Annotated in this window: 16 protein-coding genes and 1 pseudogene; 11 read left to right on the top strand and 6 right to left on the bottom strand. The window is 38.6% G+C overall.

All coding sequences use genetic code 11. The annotated features are described in order from the left end of the window. The 3 genes from ABYD77_RS06035 to ABYD77_RS06025 all read right to left on the bottom strand — a co-directional run bounded on the left by ABYD77_RS06035 (position 1) and on the right by ABYD77_RS06025 (position 3,103). Complete coding sequence (locus ABYD77_RS06035; protein ID WP_372767993.1) at positions 1-912, bottom strand: LysR family transcriptional regulator; 912 nt, start codon at positions 910-912, stop codon at positions 1-3. 126 nt (positions 913-1,038) lie between these two features. Beyond that, positions 1,039-2,556 carry a DUF3369 domain-containing protein gene (locus ABYD77_RS06030; protein WP_372767991.1) on the bottom strand — a complete coding sequence of 506 codons (1,518 nt, stop codon included), beginning with the start codon at positions 2,554-2,556 and terminating at the stop codon, positions 1,039-1,041. Between the two features lie 121 nt (positions 2,557-2,677). Continuing rightward, positions 2,678-3,103 carry a DUF2721 domain-containing protein gene (locus ABYD77_RS06025; RefSeq protein ID WP_372767989.1) on the bottom strand — a complete coding sequence of 142 codons (426 nt, stop codon included), beginning with the start codon at positions 3,101-3,103 and terminating at the stop codon, positions 2,678-2,680. 270 nt (positions 3,104-3,373) lie between these two features. Here ABYD77_RS06025 and ABYD77_RS06020 point away from each other — a divergent pair, with 270 nt between their 5' ends. Together ABYD77_RS06020 and ABYD77_RS06015 are read left to right on the top strand one after the other, a co-directional pair. Next, the gene (locus ABYD77_RS06020) at positions 3,374-4,768 is read left to right on the top strand and encodes a hypothetical protein (RefSeq protein ID WP_372767987.1); all 1,395 of its coding nucleotides are present in this window, start codon (positions 3,374-3,376) and stop codon (positions 4,766-4,768) included. Between the two features lie 103 nt (positions 4,769-4,871). Further along, positions 4,872-5,462, top strand: coding sequence for a YjaG family protein (locus tag ABYD77_RS06015; RefSeq protein WP_372767985.1), 591 nt, complete (start codon positions 4,872-4,874; stop codon positions 5,460-5,462). 16 nt (positions 5,463-5,478) lie between these two features. Here ABYD77_RS06015 and rsmD read toward each other — a convergent pair whose 3' ends face one another. Further along, a complete protein-coding gene (rsmD, locus tag ABYD77_RS06010) occupies positions 5,479-6,063 on the bottom strand; it encodes a 16S rRNA (guanine(966)-N(2))-methyltransferase RsmD (protein ID WP_372767983.1) in 585 nt (194 codons plus the stop codon). Between the two features lie 121 nt (positions 6,064-6,184). Between rsmD and ftsY the strand changes: the two genes are divergently transcribed. The 5 genes from ftsY to ABYD77_RS05985 all read left to right on the top strand — a co-directional run bounded on the left by ftsY (position 6,185) and on the right by ABYD77_RS05985 (position 12,201). Further along, a complete protein-coding gene (gene ftsY / locus ABYD77_RS06005) occupies positions 6,185-7,831 on the top strand; it encodes a signal recognition particle-docking protein FtsY (protein ID WP_372767981.1) in 1,647 nt (548 codons plus the stop codon). 20 nt (positions 7,832-7,851) lie between these two features. Next, a complete protein-coding gene (ftsE, locus tag ABYD77_RS06000) occupies positions 7,852-8,529 on the top strand; it encodes a cell division ATP-binding protein FtsE (RefSeq protein ID WP_372767979.1) in 678 nt (225 codons plus the stop codon). Beyond that, on the top strand, positions 8,526-9,512 hold the full coding sequence (gene ftsX, locus ABYD77_RS05995) for a permease-like cell division protein FtsX (protein WP_372767977.1): 987 nt from the start codon (positions 8,526-8,528) through the stop codon (positions 9,510-9,512). The genes ftsE and ftsX overlap by 4 nt, the downstream gene beginning before the upstream one ends. A gap of 188 nt (positions 9,513-9,700) precedes the next feature. After that, the gene (rpoH, locus tag ABYD77_RS05990) at positions 9,701-10,564 is read left to right on the top strand and encodes an RNA polymerase sigma factor RpoH (RefSeq protein WP_372767975.1); all 864 of its coding nucleotides are present in this window, start codon (positions 9,701-9,703) and stop codon (positions 10,562-10,564) included. 329 nt (positions 10,565-10,893) lie between these two features. Further along, positions 10,894-12,201 carry a diguanylate cyclase gene (locus ABYD77_RS05985; protein WP_372767973.1) on the top strand — a complete coding sequence of 436 codons (1,308 nt, stop codon included), beginning with the start codon at positions 10,894-10,896 and terminating at the stop codon, positions 12,199-12,201. Positions 12,202-12,490: 289 nt separating this feature from the next. Here ABYD77_RS05985 and rdgC read toward each other — a convergent pair whose 3' ends face one another. Continuing rightward, positions 12,491-13,402 (bottom strand): recombination-associated protein RdgC, encoded by a 912-nt coding sequence (gene rdgC / locus ABYD77_RS05980; RefSeq protein ID WP_372767971.1) that lies wholly within the window; start codon positions 13,400-13,402, stop codon positions 12,491-12,493. 117 nt (positions 13,403-13,519) lie between these two features. After that, entirely contained in the window at positions 13,520-15,286 is a 1,767-nt protein-coding gene (locus tag ABYD77_RS05975; RefSeq protein ID WP_372768030.1) for an ATP-binding protein, read from the bottom strand. A 261-nt stretch (positions 15,287-15,547) separates the two neighbouring features. On the opposite strand from ABYD77_RS05975, the gene ABYD77_RS05970 reads away from it, so the two are divergent. From ABYD77_RS05970 to ABYD77_RS05955, 4 genes and pseudogenes are all read left to right on the top strand, one after another. Next, a complete protein-coding gene (locus tag ABYD77_RS05970; RefSeq protein WP_372767969.1) occupies positions 15,548-15,919 on the top strand; it encodes a response regulator in 372 nt (123 codons plus the stop codon). Positions 15,920-16,140: 221 nt separating this feature from the next. Continuing rightward, positions 16,141-18,555: a bifunctional aspartate kinase/homoserine dehydrogenase I gene (gene thrA / locus ABYD77_RS05965; RefSeq protein WP_372767967.1), complete on the top strand. Its 2,415-nt coding sequence runs from the start codon at positions 16,141-16,143 to the stop codon at positions 18,553-18,555. A 9-nt stretch (positions 18,556-18,564) separates the two neighbouring features. Next, the gene (thrB, locus tag ABYD77_RS05960; RefSeq protein WP_372767965.1) at positions 18,565-19,524 is read left to right on the top strand and encodes a homoserine kinase; all 960 of its coding nucleotides are present in this window, start codon (positions 18,565-18,567) and stop codon (positions 19,522-19,524) included. After that, positions 19,511-19,782 (top strand): annotated as a pseudogene (locus ABYD77_RS05955) (threonine synthase); the annotation flags it as partial. The gene thrB and the pseudogene ABYD77_RS05955, both read left to right, overlap by 14 nt.

Here is a 19,782-nt window from a genome sequence, read left to right as displayed (position 1 = left end):
TTAGAAAGTTGCTTTTGCAAGCGCTATTTCTGGACGTGTATTTGCCTCTAAAGTAATAAAGTTGAGTAATTCAGACACATTAGGCGCACTTAAGTTATTTTTAGCAACTTGTAGCTCTAAAGTCAGTATGTTATTTCGCTCCATAGATGAACTTAGATTAACCAATGACTGATCATTGGATATCTTTTGCATCATATCTAATGTGGTGAGGGCAATATGCTTACAATCATTTAGTTTGCTAACGATTTGCTCAAAAGTGCCAAGACGTAAAGAATCTAACTTATTTAGATTACTAGCAGCTTGATTTATCAACTTACTAAGCGCTTGGTTTGTACACACTGTTGCTAATATTGGCAGTTCAGTAAGTTGAGAAATATGGATTTTTTGGTTTTGTATTATTGGGTGATTCTTATGACAAAATAGCACAACTTGCTCGGGCAGATTGATAAAACAGCCAGTGTTTGGGTTCATTGGGGAGTTTATTGCTAAGTCAATTTGCCCGTTACGCACATTTTCAGTCAATGTATCAGTATCTTGCAATTTCATTTCAATTGAAATATTTGGAAACTGCTGCATAAATTTACCGCATGCCTGTGGCACCAAACCTATGGCTTCCGGACTGTAGCCTATTATGAGCTTTTCGTTCTTATTATTGCTAAATTTGCGCAGCTTTTGTTGAAGTAAAGCATGGTTATCCAAAGCTTGTTGGCAGTATTGTAAAAATACCTCACCTGCGGCGGTTAATTTAACAGAGCGTGTTGAACGAGTTAGCAAGTTACAGCTTAAATCAATTTCTAAGGTTTGAATGCTTCTTGTTAACGCCGAAGTGCTTAGATTACATACTTCAGCTGCCTTGCGAAAATGTTGATGATTGGCAAGTGCAATAAATTGCTCTAATTGTTCTAAACGCATTGTTACTCCTGTAAACTAGTCCATGTGTTTATTTATAAGAACACAAAAATGATACGAATTCCATTGCTAAAATGTAATTGATTATGTTTTTAACGCATATAGTTTTTGTGGTTAATTAGACTGATATTAATCGGGAAATTGATCTCTGATGGCAAGAAATTCATCAAGGTTTTCAATGAAGATATCAATTAATTTAGGATCAAACTGTTTTCCTTTTTCTTCTTTTAATAGTGCTAGGATTTTTTCGAGTGGCCAAGCTGGTTTGTAGCAACGCTCGCTGCCAAGGGCATCAAATACATCAGCCAATGCCGTTATTCGACCAGAAATATCAATATTTTCACCACTCAATCTTTGCGGATAACCATTACCATCCCATCTTTCGTGGTGTTCGTGGGCAATAATCGACCCTTGCTTCAAAATTTCATTAGTAGAACTTTTAAGAATGTCATAACCAATTTCAGCGTGAGATTTCATTATTTCCCATTCTTCTGCATCATGTTTTCCTGGCTTATTGAGAATATGATCTGGAATCGAAATTTTGCCAATGTCGTGTAATGGAGATGCAAGCTTAATTATCTCAGCCTGATAGGATGTTAGACCATACTTTATGGCAAGTAAGTGACTAAAATGGGCGACTCGTTTGACATGACTTCCCGTTTCTTTACTGCGTTTTTCCACAGCCTCCCCTAGAATGTAAGAAAGCTCTTTTTGTGATTCTCTAATCAGTTCGCGCAAGCGCAGATTATCGTAGGCTAACGCAATGTTATTAGCAAAGAACTCTAAAAGTTGGTGGTCTGAATTATTCAGATCGGAAGATTTACTCACATAAAGCATAGTTTCTAGACCACCTTTGGTGGGGAAGTAACCAACATATTCTTTTTGATTTTTGAATGATGATTTGGTGTTGTGTGCTTGCACAAACAGGTTGCTAACTTCGTCAGGAACTTTCCGACCACTATTCTCTGTCCCAGAGCAAGCTAATAATTTAAAGTCAGTGGCATTATCTGTCTGTGAATTGACTGCTGCAGCACAATAGATTTCTTTATCACTGTGACCCATCACACCAGAGACATGCTCTAATATTGATGAAGCGAATTCATTTACAGTTTCGCATTCTAAAAATTTAGCTGATGCATTAATTATATTTTCAAGGCCGAGTTTATGCTGTTCAATAATGCATATATCTCGATAAGAGCGTAGGGCAGAATAGAGTAAGGTTTTTAATTTAATGGCAGTTAATTCAGTTTTATTTTTATAGTCATTTATATCGTAATCACGTATGACTGACTCTTCAGGTGCCTCGCCGGGTTGTCCTGTGCGTAAAATTAGGCGAATATCATGATTCTCAACATCTTCACGAATATAACGAATAAGGTCTAGACCCGCGTGATTGGTTTCCATCACAACATCAACAAGTGCAACAGCGACTTCTGGTAGCCCCCTAAGCATATCCATTGCCTCGGTAGCAGTGTAAGCGTGATGAAATATCAGTCTTTTATCTTCAAATGTGAAGCCATTAAGCACCAACTTAGTAACTTGGTGAATATCTTCTTCATCGTCAACAACGAGTATATTCCAGCTTTCATCATTTGAGGCACATCTAATTTCATCAAATTGCTCTTCAGCAAACAGAAAATCAGTCACAGTCACCACTCTTGTTGTTTCATTTGTATTAAAAGTATAGAAGTAAAAACTAGAGTAGTGAAATATTGCAAAAAATAATCAAGATAAGATAAAAGCGCATTCTGCTTCAAAGATATAGAAGTTATTCTTGATGTTCATCAACCACAGGTTTATTTTCAATATTGGTTAACTCGATTTCAATTGCCTGACAAGAAATGTGTATTTCATAGAGTGACAGTATTAAAGAATATAAAAGGCAAGCAAGACTTAAGCCGAATAAACCGGTTCCAATTAAATTTTGTGTTAGAAAAACAGCAAACATGGCCGCGGTGCAGAGTAAAAAAGATAACACGCCAAAAAATTGCATGCGACGGATTAAATTTAGGCGGTTTCGTAAATTAGAAATTTGCGCCTTTACCATTGCACGTATTTCATGTCCATTTTCACGCGCATTCAATTGTCTTATCAATTGAGCGAGAACCAAGAAGCGATTGGTATAAGCTAGTAATAGCAATGAAATTGCAGGGAAAAGCAGTGCGGGTGTTGTTAGATTTAGTGCCATTGTCATCAAGGTTTTAAATTTTTTGTTTTAAGAATAAATACTTATTTTTCTAATTTTATAATCAGGTTATTCCATCCTACTATATTGTAAGCTAGACTAATGCGCTAAAAATAACACAATTAAATCTTGCTGCAAGGTTAAGCATCGTAAGATTTTTTGTCTACACTTATCTTTGGCATTTGCAATTCATCATCTTGAATGAAGTCAAAGAAAGTTATTCAGTAAATTGAATTACATTCCGAGCAATAATAATAAAATAGCTCAAAAGGGGGATACATGGGTGAAAATAAGAGCAAGCAGTTAAATGAAGTGCTGAATGCTTTAAATAGTTTATCGCCTAGTGATGTGTTTAATCTTGCCGCAGATAAGGTTGATGCGAGCCAAGAGAGTATTGAACAACAAGTTGCTGATGCAATTGAGTTCGAACATCCATACATTTCTGAGTTAAGTCAAAAGTTTACAACTAATATCGCACCTGTTTTACAAGCCTTATTGCTGAGCGCTAGTCAGCAAGCGCTTGAAAAAGGTCATCAAGCGGCAATGGTGCAACATCAAAATGATGAAGATGAGCATATTCAACAGCTTGAAACCCAATTGACGGAAATTAAAAAGCAGGTGAGTCAGCTAGAGGTTGATAATCAATCGCTTGAGGATGTGATCTCAACAAAAGAAGCTGAACTTGAAAAAGTGAGTGAAGAACTAAGCCGTCAATCAGAAGAAAAACACGGTGAATTCAGTGAGCAAATTAACAAGCTAACTGAGAGTTTAGAAGCTGCTGAATCTCAACTAAGCAAACAAAAAGAACAAAACGAAGCGCAGTCAAATAAGCTTAAACAGCTAATTGAAGAGCGTAGAGCAGAGCATCAAAATCAAGATCAAAAATTAGTGGAAGTGAAAAAAGTATTCACTGATGAAATTGAGATGTTGAAGCAAGAGTCTGTAAGCAAAGATGATGTGATTGCTGAATTAAAACAACAGCTTGATAAAGTAAGCGGCGAATTAAGCTCAGTGCATGAACAACATCAGTCGTTCTCTCAAGAAGCGAATAAAGACAGCGAAACATTGCGTTCAATGCTAGAAGATAAAGAAAAGTCATTACAGCAATTTGAGAAAGAAAAAACGCAATTAGAAAGCCAAGTTAAAGAGCAAGGCGATATTGCTGGTAAGCTAGAAGAGCAAAACAAACTTCTGTCTTCTAATATTGAAGAGTACAAAGCTCAAGTGAGTGAGCTTTCAGAAAAATTAGCTGTAATTAGCAAAGAAAGCGAAGGCCGCTTTAATGATCTTAAGAAAGATTTAAGCCAAGAAAGCAGCGCTTTAAAAGAAAAAGTGAAAGCACAAGCTGACGCACTTTCTGAAGAAACAGCTAAAAACCAAGAGCTGCTTGAAAAATTAACATTACTTGAAAATGCTAAGCAAGATGACCACGATTTGATTTCGCAATTACGACGTCAACTTGAAGCTCAAGACACTGCACTTAACAGAGAACAAGGTCGTAACTCAAGCTTGTTAAGTCGTTTAGAAAAGGATTCACAACAGGCTCGAGGCGCTTATGAGTCTATTCGAAATGAGAATATTAGTTTGACCGACCGTGTAGAAGAGCTTGAAGCCAAAGTTACAGAATTCAAACTAAAGTTTGAATATGCACAAAAACAGTTAAATCAAGGATAACTGTTTAATTGATAACAAGGCGTGCAAATCTGCACGCCTTTTTTATGTGTTTTATACAGAAACTTGCTACAATTCGGCTAATTGCAGATAAGACCTATCAAAAATGAAAAAACCTAATAATTTTCAACGTATTCGAGAACTGAACTATTTACAGCAAGCGTCACTAGCAGCAGCAATGATAGAGCGTATGCTTCCTAATTATGTGCTGTTTAGTGAGGCACTTGAATTTGGTAATGCAGCGGAATTGCGCAATGTATTAAATTCACTTTGGGAAAAATTGCTAATACCAAAAGCAAAAATTAGCCTTGAAAAACTTAATGAAAAAGTTGAATTAAATACACCAGATTTAAATGACTTTGATATGTTTGGTGTTTACCCTGCAATTGATACCTGCACAGCTTTGATTACCTTGATTAATGGTATGCAACAAAAAGAAGAGGCTAACTTTGTCGATGTTTGTAAGATTTCGCAGGCCAGTGTTGCCAAATTTATTGAATATCAGCTGACAACTGAAGGTGAAGTTGCTGACAATTCAGCACTTAGAGCACACCCATTAATGAATTACGAAATGGATGTGTTGGCTGAACTAATAGATAAAGTAGAATCATGTCAACGTATTGATAAAGACTCTGCGAAAGAGTTAAAACAACTAGCGCTTGCTGATGGTCAAAGTAATATTGGCATTGAGTGCTAGAAAATATCTGAGCTGCTTACCTTTGCAGTAAGTAGCTCGTTACTTGTCCAAAATTCTTCTCTTTTAAAATTTGCCAGTTTAAAGGCAACTCAAGATTGGTTAATTCTTTTTCAACTTCAAGATAAATAACAGCATCGTCAGCTAATAATTGAAGTTCTTCAAGTAAATGGCATGTGCTTGAAGCAAGATCTTTTCTAAATGGAGGATCGATAAAAACCAAATCATAGTTGCCAGTCAACTTAGGTAATACTTCTAAACAATTACCATTAAACAATTGTGTATTGTCAGCGTTTAGTAGTTTGATATTTTCTGCAAGTTGACGATGCGCAAGATTATCTAGTTCTATAAAGGTCACGTTTTCGGCATAACGAGACAATGCTTCAAAACCAAGGCCACCAGAGCCTGCGTAGCAATCTAACACATTCGCATTACTGGTGTAAGGCATTAACCAGTTAAAAACAGTTTCTTTCACTCTATCAGTAGTCGGTCTTAAACCTGCTACATCTAATACTTTTAGCTTTCGAGAGCGGAACTTACCACCAATAATTCTAATTTGACCAGAACTCATTGTTGGTTTGTTTTTGGACTTGTGTGATTTCATTAAAAATTTACTTACAGAATTAGACTAAAAAACCAATATGATTTTTTTCATTCATCGGTGAAAGTGATACCATATTGGGAATTGTAGTTTATCAGAATTTTGTGATTGGTATTTAACTTAAATGGCAAAAAATAAATTTTTATCTTGGCTTGGTTTCGGAAAAAAAGACGAGCAACAGCAACAAGAAGAAGCCCGTTTAGCGGCAGAAGAACAAGCGCGATTAGAAGCGGAAGAAAAAGTACGTTTGGAAGCTGAGGCGGAAGAGAAGCGTCAGGCTGAAGAAGCTGCACGTTTAGAGGCTGAAGAAAAACGTCAAGCTATCGATGCTGCTCGTTTAGCCGCTGAAGCGGAAGAGAAGCGCCAAGCCGAAGAAGCTGCTCGTTTAGCAGCTGATGCGGAAGCAAAGCGCCAAATAGAAGAAGCGGCTCGCTTGGAAGCAGAGGCAGAAGAAAAGCGCCAAATAGAAGAAGCGGCTCGCTTGGAAGCAGAGGCAGAAGCAAAGCGTCAAGCCGAAGAGGCTGCACGTTTAGCAGCTGAGGCAGAAGAAAAACGCCAAGCAGAAGAAGCAGCCCGTTTAGCAGCTGAGGCAGAAGAAAAACGTCAAGCCGAAGAGGCTGCCCGTTTAGCAGCTGAAGCTGAAGAAAAACGCCAAGCAGAAGAAGCAGCTCGCTTAGCAGCTGAGGAAGAAGCAAAACGTCAAGCAGAAGATGCTGCACGTTTAGCAGCTGAGGCGGAAGCAAAACGCCAAGCAGAAGAAGCTGCACGTTTAGCAGCTGAGGCAGAAGAAAAACGTCAGGCCGAAGAAGCTGCTCGTTTAGCTGCTGAAGAAGCTAAACAAAAAGAACCTAAATTAGGCTTTTTTGGTCGATTAAAGAAAGGCTTACTTAAAACAAAGCAAAATATCGGTGCTGGCTTTGCTAACATTTTTAGCGGCAAAAAAATCGATGATGAGTTATTTGAAGAGCTCGAAACTCAACTACTTACGGCAGATGTGGGTGTTGATACCACATTAAAGTTAATTGATAGCTTAACTGATGCAGCTGATCGAAAGCAGCTTAAAGATGGTGATGCACTTTACGGCTTGTTAAAAGAAGAAATGTCGTCAATGTTGGCAAGTGCCGATAAACCGCTTGTTATTGATAATAGCGACGGCCCATTTGTTATTTTAATGGTAGGTGTTAACGGTGTTGGTAAAACAACGACCATTGGTAAACTAGCTAAGCAATTTCAAGCTGAAGGTAAATCAGTTATGTTAGCAGCAGGCGATACATTCCGTGCGGCTGCTGTTGAGCAATTACAAGTTTGGGGTGAGCGTAACGACATTCCAGTTATTGCGCAGCATACCGGCGCTGACAGTGCATCTGTGGTATTTGATGCGCTTCAAGCTGCAAAAGCGCGTAATGTAGATGTATTAATTGCCGATACAGCTGGGCGCTTACAGAACAAAGATCACCTAATGCAAGAGCTTGAAAAAATCGCACGAGTAATGAAAAAGCTCGATGTGAATGCGCCGCATGAAGTAATGCTTACCATTGACGCAGGTACAGGTCAAAATGCGATTAGTCAGGTGAAGTTATTTGACCAAGCGGTTGGCTTAACTGGCATCAGCTTAACTAAATTAGATGGTACTGCAAAAGGTGGTGTTATTTTTGCGGTAGCAGATCAGTTTAACATTCCAATTCGCTTCATTGGTGTGGGTGAAGGTATTGATGATTTACGTACCTTTAACAGTGCTGATTTTATAGAGGCACTGTTTAGCGAAGAATAAAAAAAGACATAATTATAATAATGATAAAATTTGAACAGGTAAGTAAAACATACCCCGGCGGTCACAAAGCCATTGAAAAAGTAAGCTTTCACTTACAACAAGGTGAGCTTGCTTTTTTAACTGGCCACAGTGGGGCAGGGAAAAGCACACTGTTAAAGCTAATCAGTCTGATGGAACGACCATCAGCAGGAGAAGTCTATATTAATGGCGTGTGCTTGAATAAAGTAACGGCCAAGCAAGTGCCTTATGTTAGGCGAGATATTGGCGTGATCTTTCAAAATCACCGTCTGCTAGACCGTTATTCAGTATTTGATAATGTGGCTTTGCCGTTAATTATTGCTGGTAGCCATCGCCGTGATATTGAAAAGCGCGTTCATGGTGCACTTGATAAGGTAGGGCTTTTAAATAAAGCCCGCTGTGCACCAGAAACCCTCTCAGGAGGTGAACAGCAGCGTGTTGGTATTGCACGTGCCATTGTTAACTCCCCACCTATTCTACTGGCCGATGAACCCACGGGTAACTTAGACCCTGAACTTTCTGTTGAAATTTTAAAGTTATTTGAAGACTTCAATCAACACGGCACCACAGTGCTAATTGCAACGCACGATCTTGGCCTGATTGCCCGCATGAAATATCGCAGTTTAACTTTAAAAGCAGGTAACTTAGTGGTTGATCCATTAATGGGAGATACGCTGTGAGTTTATTATTTAAAGGACGAAAAAGTCAGGGCGAACAAGTAAAGCATTCATCTGTCATGGGTTTGTATTTTGGCTTTATGAATACTATCCGTCAGGGCGTACAAAGCCTTGGTGAACTGTGGCGTACGCCGGTTGCATCATTGATGACCATTGCAGTGCTTGGCCTTAGTTTAACTTTACCAACCACTCTTTATGTGGTGGTTAAAAATGTGCAAAAGGTAAGTAGTGGTTTTGATAATGCTGCGGAAATCTCACTTTTTTTAAAGCAAGATATTTCAGACAAAGACTCAACCGCACTGGTAAAGCGTTTATCACTTTATAAAGAAGTAAAAGAAGTACGTTTTATCTCAAAACAAGATGCGTTAGAAGAATTTAAAGTGGCATCTGGTTTTGGTGAAGCGCTTAACTATCTTGACGAAAACCCGCTACCGAGTGTTGTGCTGGTAACCCCAAATAGCCAATTTACCAAACCGGAAGCCGCGCGAGAGTTACTCGATAAATTAGAGCGTGAGCGAGATGTGGACTTTGGTAAACTCGATATTGAATGGCTTGAAAGGCTAAATGCCTTATTAAGCCTGCTTCGAGAGAGTGTATTAACTATCGCTTTCTTACTTTTAACCTCAGTGGTACTGATTGTTGGTAACACCATTCGTTTATCCATTATGGATAAAAAACAAGAAATACAGCTTATGAAGCTTGTTGGTGCTACTAACCACTTTATACAAGCGCCATTTTTATGGACAGGCATTTGGTACGGCATTGTTGGCGGTTTTATTGCCTTTCTTGCTGTATTAATGATGATACTTTGGCTTGATAATGCAGTAACCCATGTAGTGGGTGTTTATAATGCCAGCTTTAATTTGCAAGGGCTTAACTTTAGCGAGTTCTTAGTACTGCTAGGATTAGCGATTAGCTTGGGGTTATTTGGCTCGTTTTTATCGGTTAAACGCTACATTGATGCCATAGAACCAAACGAAGTTTAGCTTTGTTTGGTCTGTTGCAAAGAATATATCTATTTAAAATTGTCTATATTTCATGAGATTAGTTTTTTCTTACAAGTTTCATGGAACTTTAACTTGAATTCCTGCTCAAAACCTGTAAATTCAGATTAGCACTCTGGTTAAGAGAGTGCTAAAATTGAGAAAGTTTGTTACTCCACCTGAGGTGAAATATGACAAAAGAGATGAATGCCCTAACACTTAGTATGCCGCAAAATGCAGGTAGCATCGAAAGCTATCTACAAGCTGTAAGCACTATTCCTATGCTAAGTGCGGATGAGGAAAAGGCATTGGCAGAGAAGCTACAGGATAGTGGCGACCTTAATGCAGCAAGAGCGTTAATCATGTCACACCTTAGATTTGTTGCACATATCGCGAAGAGCTATTCGGGTTATGGTTTACCGCAGGCAGATCTTATTCAGGAAGGAAACGTTGGCCTGATGAAGGCTGTAAAACGTTTTGACCCAACTGTAGGTGTACGCTTAGTATCATTTGCTGTTCACTGGATTAAAGCAGAAATTCATGAGTATGTGCTTAAAAATTGGCGCATCGTTAAAGTTGCAACAACAAAAGCGCAACGTAAATTATTCTTTAACCTGCGTAAAAACAAAAAGCGTTTAGGTTGGTTTAATCACGAAGAAGTGCAAACGGTTGCTAACGAATTAGGTGTATCTGAAAAAGACGTACGTGAAATGGAATCGCGTATGAGCAGTCAAGATATGGGCTTTGATTTAAATGCGGACGAAGACGAAAGTATGCCGCAGTCTCAGTTCTCGCCTGTTCAATACTTAACAGATCAATCGTCAGACTTAGCAGAAACGGTTGAAGAAGAGCAGTGGCAGGATAACTCAAACCAGCGTCTATTCTCAGCGTTAAATACGTTAGATGAGCGCTCACAAGATATTATCCGCGCACGTTGGTTAGCAGAAGAGAAAGAAACACTGCAAGACCTAGCTGCTAAGTACCAAGTATCAGCAGAGCGTGTTCGCCAGCTAGAAAAATCCGCAATGAAAAAGCTACAAAACCTAATGGCGTAATTGCTATTTTCAGCCAGATTAAAAAAGCCGCATCAGCGGCTTTTTTATGCATTGTCACTATCATCTCTATAAAAAACGTCTATGTTTTCTGCTCACCCTTTGTGCTTGAAAAACAAACCCTAATAACTGTTTGTTAGTGGGAGTATAACTCTGCAAATTATTTAAATTTCGGAATTTCACAACTTAAACTTTTTATAGTGGATTAGCTGGTTTGCGATTAAACCTTGCTAAATAAAAACTTTAATACAGTGTTACTAGCTGAAAACTTGTTAAAAATTTGAGCAAAGCTAATATTTTTAAATAGCTTAAAAATCATCATAGGACATAATATGACGCTTCGTCAGTCTTTACGAACTACCGAACATGACAGTAGTCAGGTAAATGAGCATATTAGTTCTATTTTAGTCATTGAAGATCAACAGTACACATCAAACATGCTTAAAAGCATGTTAGGTAGCCATCACCGTTTCTCTATAGAATGCGTAGCTAATTATCAGGAAGCTAAAGCAGCACTCAGCAAAAACAGACATAACTATTTGGTTGCCATTTGTGATTTGAGTTTGCCAGATTCACCAAACGGTGAAATTATTAATTTGGTTAACCGCTCGGGAGTAAGAATAATTGCGCTAACCGGTTTGGGCAAAGAGTCTATACAGAACTATTTAAATGTACCTAAATTAATTGATTATGTATTTAAGAGTGCCCCAAACTCTATTGAATATGTTGTCAACTTGGCGGTAAGACTTCATAAAAACCAATTTATTAAAGTGCTGATTGTTGATGACTCAGAACTCAGTTTATCGTTACTGAGTGAAGTCATGAGTTTATTAAACTTCCAAGTGCTTAAAGCTAAAAATGGTCACGATGCTCTCCAAATTATTAAGGAAAACTTAGATATAAGGTTATTAATTACTGATCATGAAATGCCGGTTATGAGTGGTTTTGATCTAGTTGTTAAAGCAAGGGAGATACGTGCAAAGGATAATTTAGCGATTATTGGAATATCATCTTCACAAGGTGATTTAGGTATTAGTTTTATTAAATATGGTGCAAATGACTTCTTGAATAAACCTTACTCTTTTGCTGAGTTGTCTTGTCGCATAAATATGAACTTAGAAGCGCTTGAGCACTTAGATCACATTCACGAGCTCGCTAATAAAGACGCTTTAACAAAACTCTACAATAGACGCTTTTTATTTGAGCAAGGCAGTCAATTGTTGCAATCACTAAGTTCCAATAATAGAGCTGTTTGCGTGCTTATCTTGGATATTGACTTTTTTAAGAGAATTAATGATACATATGGGCATGACTGTGGTGATTATGTGCTTAAGTTATTTTCAAATATATTGATTAAGTATTTTCCAAATGGACTGTGCGCTAGGCTTGGAGGTGAGGAGTTTGTTGTAATTCAGGAAGTAGGAGAAGATAGCGATATTAGCCAACAGTTAGATGAGTTTAAAACTGAAATACAAAATACTACTTTTAAATGGGATGAAAAAAGGGTGAGTTTTACTGTGAGTATAGGTGCATTAGTCTCGTATGGTATTGGATTAGAGAATGCATTAAAGCATGCTGATAAAAACCTATACCAAGCTAAATCAGATGGAAGAAATAAGGTTGTTTTGAACAGTGTATAAAAGTTTTGTTTATGATATTGGTTGAGTGAATTTAACCCACAGCTTTTATGTTAAGTAAATCATCTAACTCATTACAGCAGAGTCTTTAGGATACAATTATAACTACTGTCTACATATATGACTTATCTAGCGTGAAACACCACTTATTAGGATCTGTGTATCTAAAAACACGGACTATGAGTGAAAAAATATCGATATAACTAATAAACTATATTGTGTAGGTTAATTTAGCTAGTAAAACCGACTTAAAAGCCGCTTATGCGGCTTTACCTTGAATAACTGAAAAGTTTTATAGTATATCTTCAGGGGCACCAAGGGCTGTAATCAACGCTTCAAGCATTTGCTTAATTTCATCGCTTGAAAGTATAAAGTCAGCGTCTAGTTTTACCGCCATATCTTCTTTTGGAATATCGGCGTTTTCTTCTTTTAACAGCTCGGCATAGTTGACACGTTTAATTGAGCCATCTTCATGTAACATAAAACGAATTCTCTCCATCCAGTCAAGGGCAAGTTTTGTAACTACTTTGCCGTTGTCTAAATGGCTTTTTACTTCGTCAGAGGCAAGATCGTGTTGTTTAAGTACGACTTTGGCACCGTTTTCTTCTGGTTCAACAAGCTCTGCATCTAGACCAATAGTAAATTGCTCTGGCGCCGCATCTTTTGCAAGCCAACTTGTTAAAAATAAACTTAAATCGTAATTAACAAACGCCGGTACCACGGGCAATGAACCGAGTGACTTACGTAGTAGTGCAAGTAGTTCTTCTGCTTTGTTAAAGCTAGCGCTGTTAACTACCATCCAGCCTTTTTCTAAGTCGATAAAGGCAAATTGTAAGCTTGACTTTTTAAACGCCTGAGGTAATAACGAGTGGATTAAATTCTCTTTTAACTCGTCTTTTTCTTTTTTCTTAACAGGGCGGTTTTCGCTATTTTCAATTTGCTCCACTTTTTCTGCAAGAAGGTCATTGATCACAGCAGGCGGAAGTACTTTTTCTTCGCGTTTAGCACACAGTAGAATGCTCTTTTTGCTAAAATGCGAAAGCATTTGTCCATGTTTTCCTAACGCTTTAGTCCAGCCAAATGTGCTTAAATCTTGGCTGCTACAGGGACGAAACTTGTCTTGTTCGAGTGCTTTTTCAAATTCGTCTTGATTGTAATCAACTTCTTGTTTGAAGCGATAACAAATTAGGTTACTAAACCACATGAAAGGATCCTTGAAATTGTATTGGCAAAACCAATTTCTTTAATAAATTCAGCTAAGACTATCAGGGATGGAAACAATAAAAAAGCGCCTTAAGGCGCTTCTTTTCTATTTGTTCATTTAATCAACCAAAGGCGATGAATCAGGACTTGGCATATCTTTAGGGAAAGTGATTTTATAGCATAAACCTTTACCAGGCTCGCTGGTTGCAGTGATGTCACCTGCAAGGGTTTGCTTCACTAGATTAAAAGTGATATGCGTACCAAGACCGCTGCCACCTTGTTCTCGGCGAGTTGTATAAAATGGGTCAAATAAGTTTTCAAGTTGTTCAGCTTCGACACCGCGTCCGTTATCTTTGAAGGTAATTGCTACCTCACCACCTTGTTCTTGGATATTAATGTCGATGGTGCCAGCATTTATGCCTTCAAAACCATGAATAAGTGAATTCATAATCAGGTTGGTAAAAATCTGACTGATCGCGCCAGCAGGCAAGTTGAGTAATAAGTCTTCAGGACAATGAATATTAATCTTGTGCATTGTCTTTTTAAGTTTAGGGTGAAGTGAGCGGATAATTTCATTCAAATATTCTTTTAAGTTAATTTGACGAACAGCTTCACTCGCTTGGTCAACCGCAATTTGTTTAAAACTGGCAACAAGTTCAGATGCACGCTCTAAGTTAGTGGTTAAAAGGGATGTACTTTGTTTTGCATCGGCAATAAATTCTTCAAGCGCTTTAGGTGAAAGAGTTTTCTCTTGATAAGCGGCTTCAACCTGTGCAAGACGCTCTTGTAAAAAAGAGGTGGCAGTCACACCAATGCCAACAGGAGTATTTATATCATGTGTTATACCAGCGACTAAACCACCTAGGGCGGCCATTTTCTCAGAGCCAACTAAACGTTCTTGAGCCATGTTAAGTTCGTCAACATATTTGGTGAGTTCATCTTGTTTAGATAGCAACTCATTTTCGGTCATTTTACGTCGATCTACTTCTTCGGTAAGTACTAACTTTTGTTTTTCTAGTTCGTACTTTTGTTGCTGTAAATCCATCATGGCTTGACTTAAATTGGAAGTTTTACGAGCAACCTCTTGTTCCAAAAGAAGGTTTTGTTGGTCGAGCTTTTCGTTGGTTTGTACTAATTGTTTTTGGGTCAATTCTAATTGATCTTTATAACTCACCACTTTATCAATTAACTTATTGAACGAATGTTCCATAATTTTTAATTCGTTATGCTCAGTGGTTTCAATGCTAACGCGCGCACCTTCTAAGTTATCGAGCTCTAATTCTTCAATTTGTTGTGTTAAATCAGTCAATGGCTCTGTAAGTAAACGCCTAAAAGCCATGAGAAATAAAATAATAAGAAAGGTAGTTTTAATGAGGGCGTTACCAACTAAAAAGTAAAGCGACACCATTATACGGCTAAATACTACTTCACGGCTTGAAAATAGTGTTACGTCACCCACTTGAGTTGCACGGCCTGAAAATTCAAAAACTAAAGGGAAAGTATAACCAAATAAACCTGAAGTAGTGTGTTGAACTAGAACAGCTTCTTGTACTAGTTGTGATTCATAGCGCTCGATAATATCTATGGACTGACCAATTTGCGAAATAATTTCACCATTGTCATCGCGTACGATTACGCCTTCGATAGATGGAATTGCTAATAAACCCTCAGCAATAGTGCGTGTTTGTTGTGTATTTAACTCCCAAATAGCGCGCGTTAAACTACCTGAAAAGGTTTTTTGTAACGTGGAAAGTTCATTTTGTATGTGATCTTTAGAATTATGGTACTCTGCGATGACCTGACCGCAAGTTACGATAAATGTAAGTACAAAATAAACTGAGAGTACGCTGGTTAACAAGCGTTTAGAAAGACTTTTGCTTAACATTGAATTAACCAGATCCTCATTATTGTAATTTTTTTTCATATACCTCATTAAAGTTAGCTAATTTTAGCTTAAAAATAAATACGAAAGTGGTTAAATAAATTGAATAAATAAAAGCTTAGTTCATTTTGTTATGCTGTTCTTGGAATTTTAATAAATATTTGACTTAGATCCTGAGTAATAAGAAGTAATTTGCATAATTGTTGCAATTACAGCGTTTACTCATATTATGAGTATATTGCAGTTTTATTAGGTTTTTATGTTGTGACTAGTACATTTCCGGTACTTGTGTGCGATGATTCGCTTGTAGCGCGAAAACAAGTTGTTCGTTTTTTTAAAAGTCACGATGACTTTGTGGTCAGCCAAGCCCAAAATGGACAAGAGGCATTAGATTTATTGCGCCAGCAAGAGTTTGGCTTGTTGTGCCTCGACCTCACTATGCCTGTAATGGACGGCCTTGGGGTGTTAGCTAATTTAAAAGCTGAGAATATCCATCTACATACGGTTATTATATCGGCCGATATCCAACCTGAAATGAAACAGCGTGTAGCTGATTATAGTGTGCTAGGTTTTATTGAAAAACCATTTAAAGATGATGCGTTTTCATCGCTTTTGCATAAATTTGGCATACGCTGATTTATTATAGAGCTAAATGGAATAAATTATCTTTTTTTATAGTTGACATTACTTTTGTGATTCGGCAGTCTAGTTCCCATGAAACAGATTTATTTAGTACTTACCACGATTACTACAACCATTATCCTAACTGGATAGTGGCATAGGTCTGTACGCAAAATTTAAAGGCCTGTGCTCACTAAGAGCACAGGCCTTTTTCGTTTTTGGAATGGGGAAAAAGAATGAAAGTATTAAAGTTTGGTGGATCTTCACTTGCCGACTTTGCCTGTTTAAAGCAGGTGGCTGAACTTGCCAAAGGTCAGCTTGAAGACCAAATGTTGTTAGTTTTATCTGCACCAGGTGGTATGACAGACAGCCTTGTTGAGTTATCTGAACTTGCTGAAAAAGGGCAAGATTATTCAGCTGCATGGCAAGCACTTGTTACGCGTAGCGAAGGCTTAAAATCTCAGGTGTCAGATGTTGCAGCAGTAACAAATTGGCCTAATTTTGCTGAGTTAAAACAAAAACTCGATGGTGTTGCGCTGCTTGGACATTGCCCGTCGCAAGTAAAAGCGTATGTCATTAGCTTTGGTGAGCGCGTCAGTGTATCGCTGATGCAAGCGTTGTTAAATGAGTTATCGCCTGTTTACCTTGAAGCAACTAAGTGCATTGCATCTAATAACAATTATTTAGATGCAGAAGTTGATTTAACACAATCAAAACAGCAATTTGCAAAGCAATTAGCAGAGCAGCCAAGCAAGGTTTATATTATGCCGGGCTTTACTGCCGCAAGCGAGCAAGGTGAGTTAACAACCCTTGGTCGTAATGGCTCTGATTACTCAGCAGCGATAGCCGCAGCCTGTGTCGATGCTAAAATCTGCCAAATTTGGACAGATGTAGACGGTGTTTACAGCGCCGACCCGCGTTATATCAAATCGGCAATGAAAATTGATAGCTTAAGCTACAAAGAAGCCATGGAGCTTTCATACTTTGGCGCTAAAGTACTTCACCCTAAAACAATTCTACCGTGTGCAAAATATGGCGTGCCGTGCGAGATTAAAAATACCCATGATCCTGATGTACCAGGTTCGCTTATCAGTGCGCAGTCAAGTTCTAACGGTGAGCTTGTAAAAGCGCTTTCGAGTTTACAAGATCTTGCAATGATCACGGTTTCAGGACCTGGCATGAAAGGCAAAGTGGGCATGGCATCGCGCGTATTTAGTGCATTAGCGCAAGATGAAATCTCAATTGTGTTAATTACACAGTCATCGTGCGAATTCAGCATTAGCTTTTGTGTTTATCAAACTGATTTAGCTAAAGCCACAAATGCACTTGAGCAAGCGTTCTCGTTAGAAGCCCAAGCAGGCCTGATAGAACCATTCCAAATCGAACAAAATTTAGCAATTGTGACTTTAGTTGGCGACAACATGAAAGCCCATAAAGGCCTTGCGGCTAAGTTCTTTGCATCACTTGCTCAAGCACAAGTTAACATTGTTGCGATTGCGCAAGACTCGACAGAAAGCGCGATTTCAGCGGTAATTGATGGCCAGTCATGTAATGATGCAGTTAAAGTATGTCATGAAAACTTCTTTACCCATGTGCCTTCCATCGATGTATTTTTATTAGGCTGTGGTTTAGTGGGTAAAGAGCTGGTTAGTCAGCTACAACGCCAACAAGAATGGCTGCAAAAACGTAATATCAAACTAAATCTGTATGGCGTTGCAAACTCGCGTCAAATGCTACTTGATAGCGACGGCGTAGATTTTGATAACTGGCAAATGCAACTTGCTGATTCACAGCAGGGCTTTGATTTAAAAGCGGTTGAGCAATTTGTTAAAGAAAACCATTTAATTAACCCTGTGCTTGTTGATTGCTCATCATCGCAATTCTTAGCAGATAAGTATTTAGACTTTATTAATGCAGGTTTCCACGTGGTAGCTGCAAACAAAAAAGCAAATACGAGCTCGCAGTCATATTACCAATCTTTAGTTGCAGCAACACAAAAAACAGGTCGTAAATTCTTATACGAAACAAACGTAGGTGCTGGCTTACCTGTGCTTGATAATTTGCAGCTGCTGTTTGGTGCAGGCGATAAATTACTTAGCTTTAACGGTATTTTAAGTGGTTCGTTGTCGTATATGTTTGGTGTAGTAGAGGATGGCTTAAGCTTAAGCGCCGCAACCAAACAAGCAAAAGAGAATGGCTTTACAGAGCCAGATCCGCGTGATGATTTATCCGGTATGGATGTGGCACGTAAGTTACTTATTATTGCTCGTGAGTCAGGGTTACAGCTAGAGCTCGATGATATTGACGTTGAACCTGTGGTATCACCAAAATTTGCTGAAGGGTCAAGTGTTGATGAGTTTATGGCACGACTACCTGAACTTGATGCTGAATTTACGGCGCGTGTTGAATCAGCAAAAGCGGATGGCAAAGTACTGCGTTATGTTGGTTCAATCGAAAGTGGCAAATGTAAAGTAGGTATTCAAGCAGTAAGCAAAGAAGATGCGCTTAACTCTGTGCGTGATGGTGAAAATGCACTGGCAATCTTAAGCCAATACTATCAGCCAAAACCATTTGTCATTCGTGGTTATGGTGCAGGTGCAGAAGTAACTGCGGCAGGCGTATTTGCCGATATTTTAAAAACACTGCCGTAGGAGAGGGTGATGATTGAAGTTTATGCACCCGCATCCAGTGGTAATTTTGCCGTTGGTTTTGACTTACTTGGCGCAGCACTTGCGCCAGTAAGTGGCGCTTTGCTTGGCGATATTGTTGCAATTGCAGCAAGCGACTCAGGCCAAGACGAATTTGTATGTAGTGGAAAATACGCTGAAAAACTGGCAGGTCCAAAAGAGAATAACCTTGCTTATCAGTGTTTAGTGCATTTCCGTGAACATGTTTCAAGCGATATGCCAACATGTAAACTGGAATTAAAGAAAAACTTACCGGTTGGTTCGGGCTTAGGTTCAAGTGCCTGCTCTGTGGTTGCTGCATTTGCGGCACTTGATAAGTTTGCTAATACTAACCTTTCACAAAAACAGTTATTGGCATTAATGGCTGATTTTGAAGAAAAAGTCAGTGGTGGTCGCCACTACGATAACATTGCACCTTGTTATTTAGGGGGGTTGCAATTGTGCGGTGATTTAGTACCAAATAATTCACTGGCGTTACCAACAGATGAAAATTGGCAATTAGTTGTTGCCTACCCAGGCTTTGCACTGAATACCGCAAAAGCACGCGCTGTGCTGCCAAAAGAAGTCAGCATGCACACTAGCATTAATTATGGCCAGCGTTTAAGCGCGTTTACTGCGTTATGTTTTAGCGGGCAATTTGATAGCGCAATAGCCCTGATGAAAGACGAACTTGCTGAGCCATATCGCCAATCATTAATCGCAGGCTTTAGCGAAGCCAAATCGGCATTACCAGAATTAGGTGCAGAAGTAGTTGCCATTTCTGGCGCTGGTCCAACGCTTTTGGCTTTAACAAAAAGTGAAGCGCAAGCACAAGCGATAGACGCTTGGTTAAAAGAAAATTATTTGAATGAAAACGGTTTTAGCCACATTTGTAAAATAGATAACCGTGGCACACGTGTACTAGAAAAAGGAGAAAGTGATGTTATTGCATAATCTAAAAGACGCCGAGCAGAAGGTATCGTTTGTAGAGGCGGTAAAAGTAGGATTAGGCAACAATCAAGGTGTCTTTTTCCCAAATAGCTTAGTGCCGCTAAGTAATGTTGATGAGTTACTTGATCTTGATTTTGTCGCGCGTAGCAGCAAAATTTTATCGCATTTAATTGGTGATGAACTACCAGAAAGTACCGTACAGCAAATGGTACAAAATGCCTTTAACTTTCCAGCTGAACTGGTAAAAGTTGAAGATAATGT

The organism is Pseudoalteromonas sp. (assembly GCF_041629635.1).
Classification (GTDB): domain Bacteria; phylum Pseudomonadota; class Gammaproteobacteria; order Enterobacterales; family Alteromonadaceae; genus Pseudoalteromonas.
Note: the sequence above shows the minus strand (reverse complement) of the source record. Positions and strands in the feature narration are given on the sequence as shown.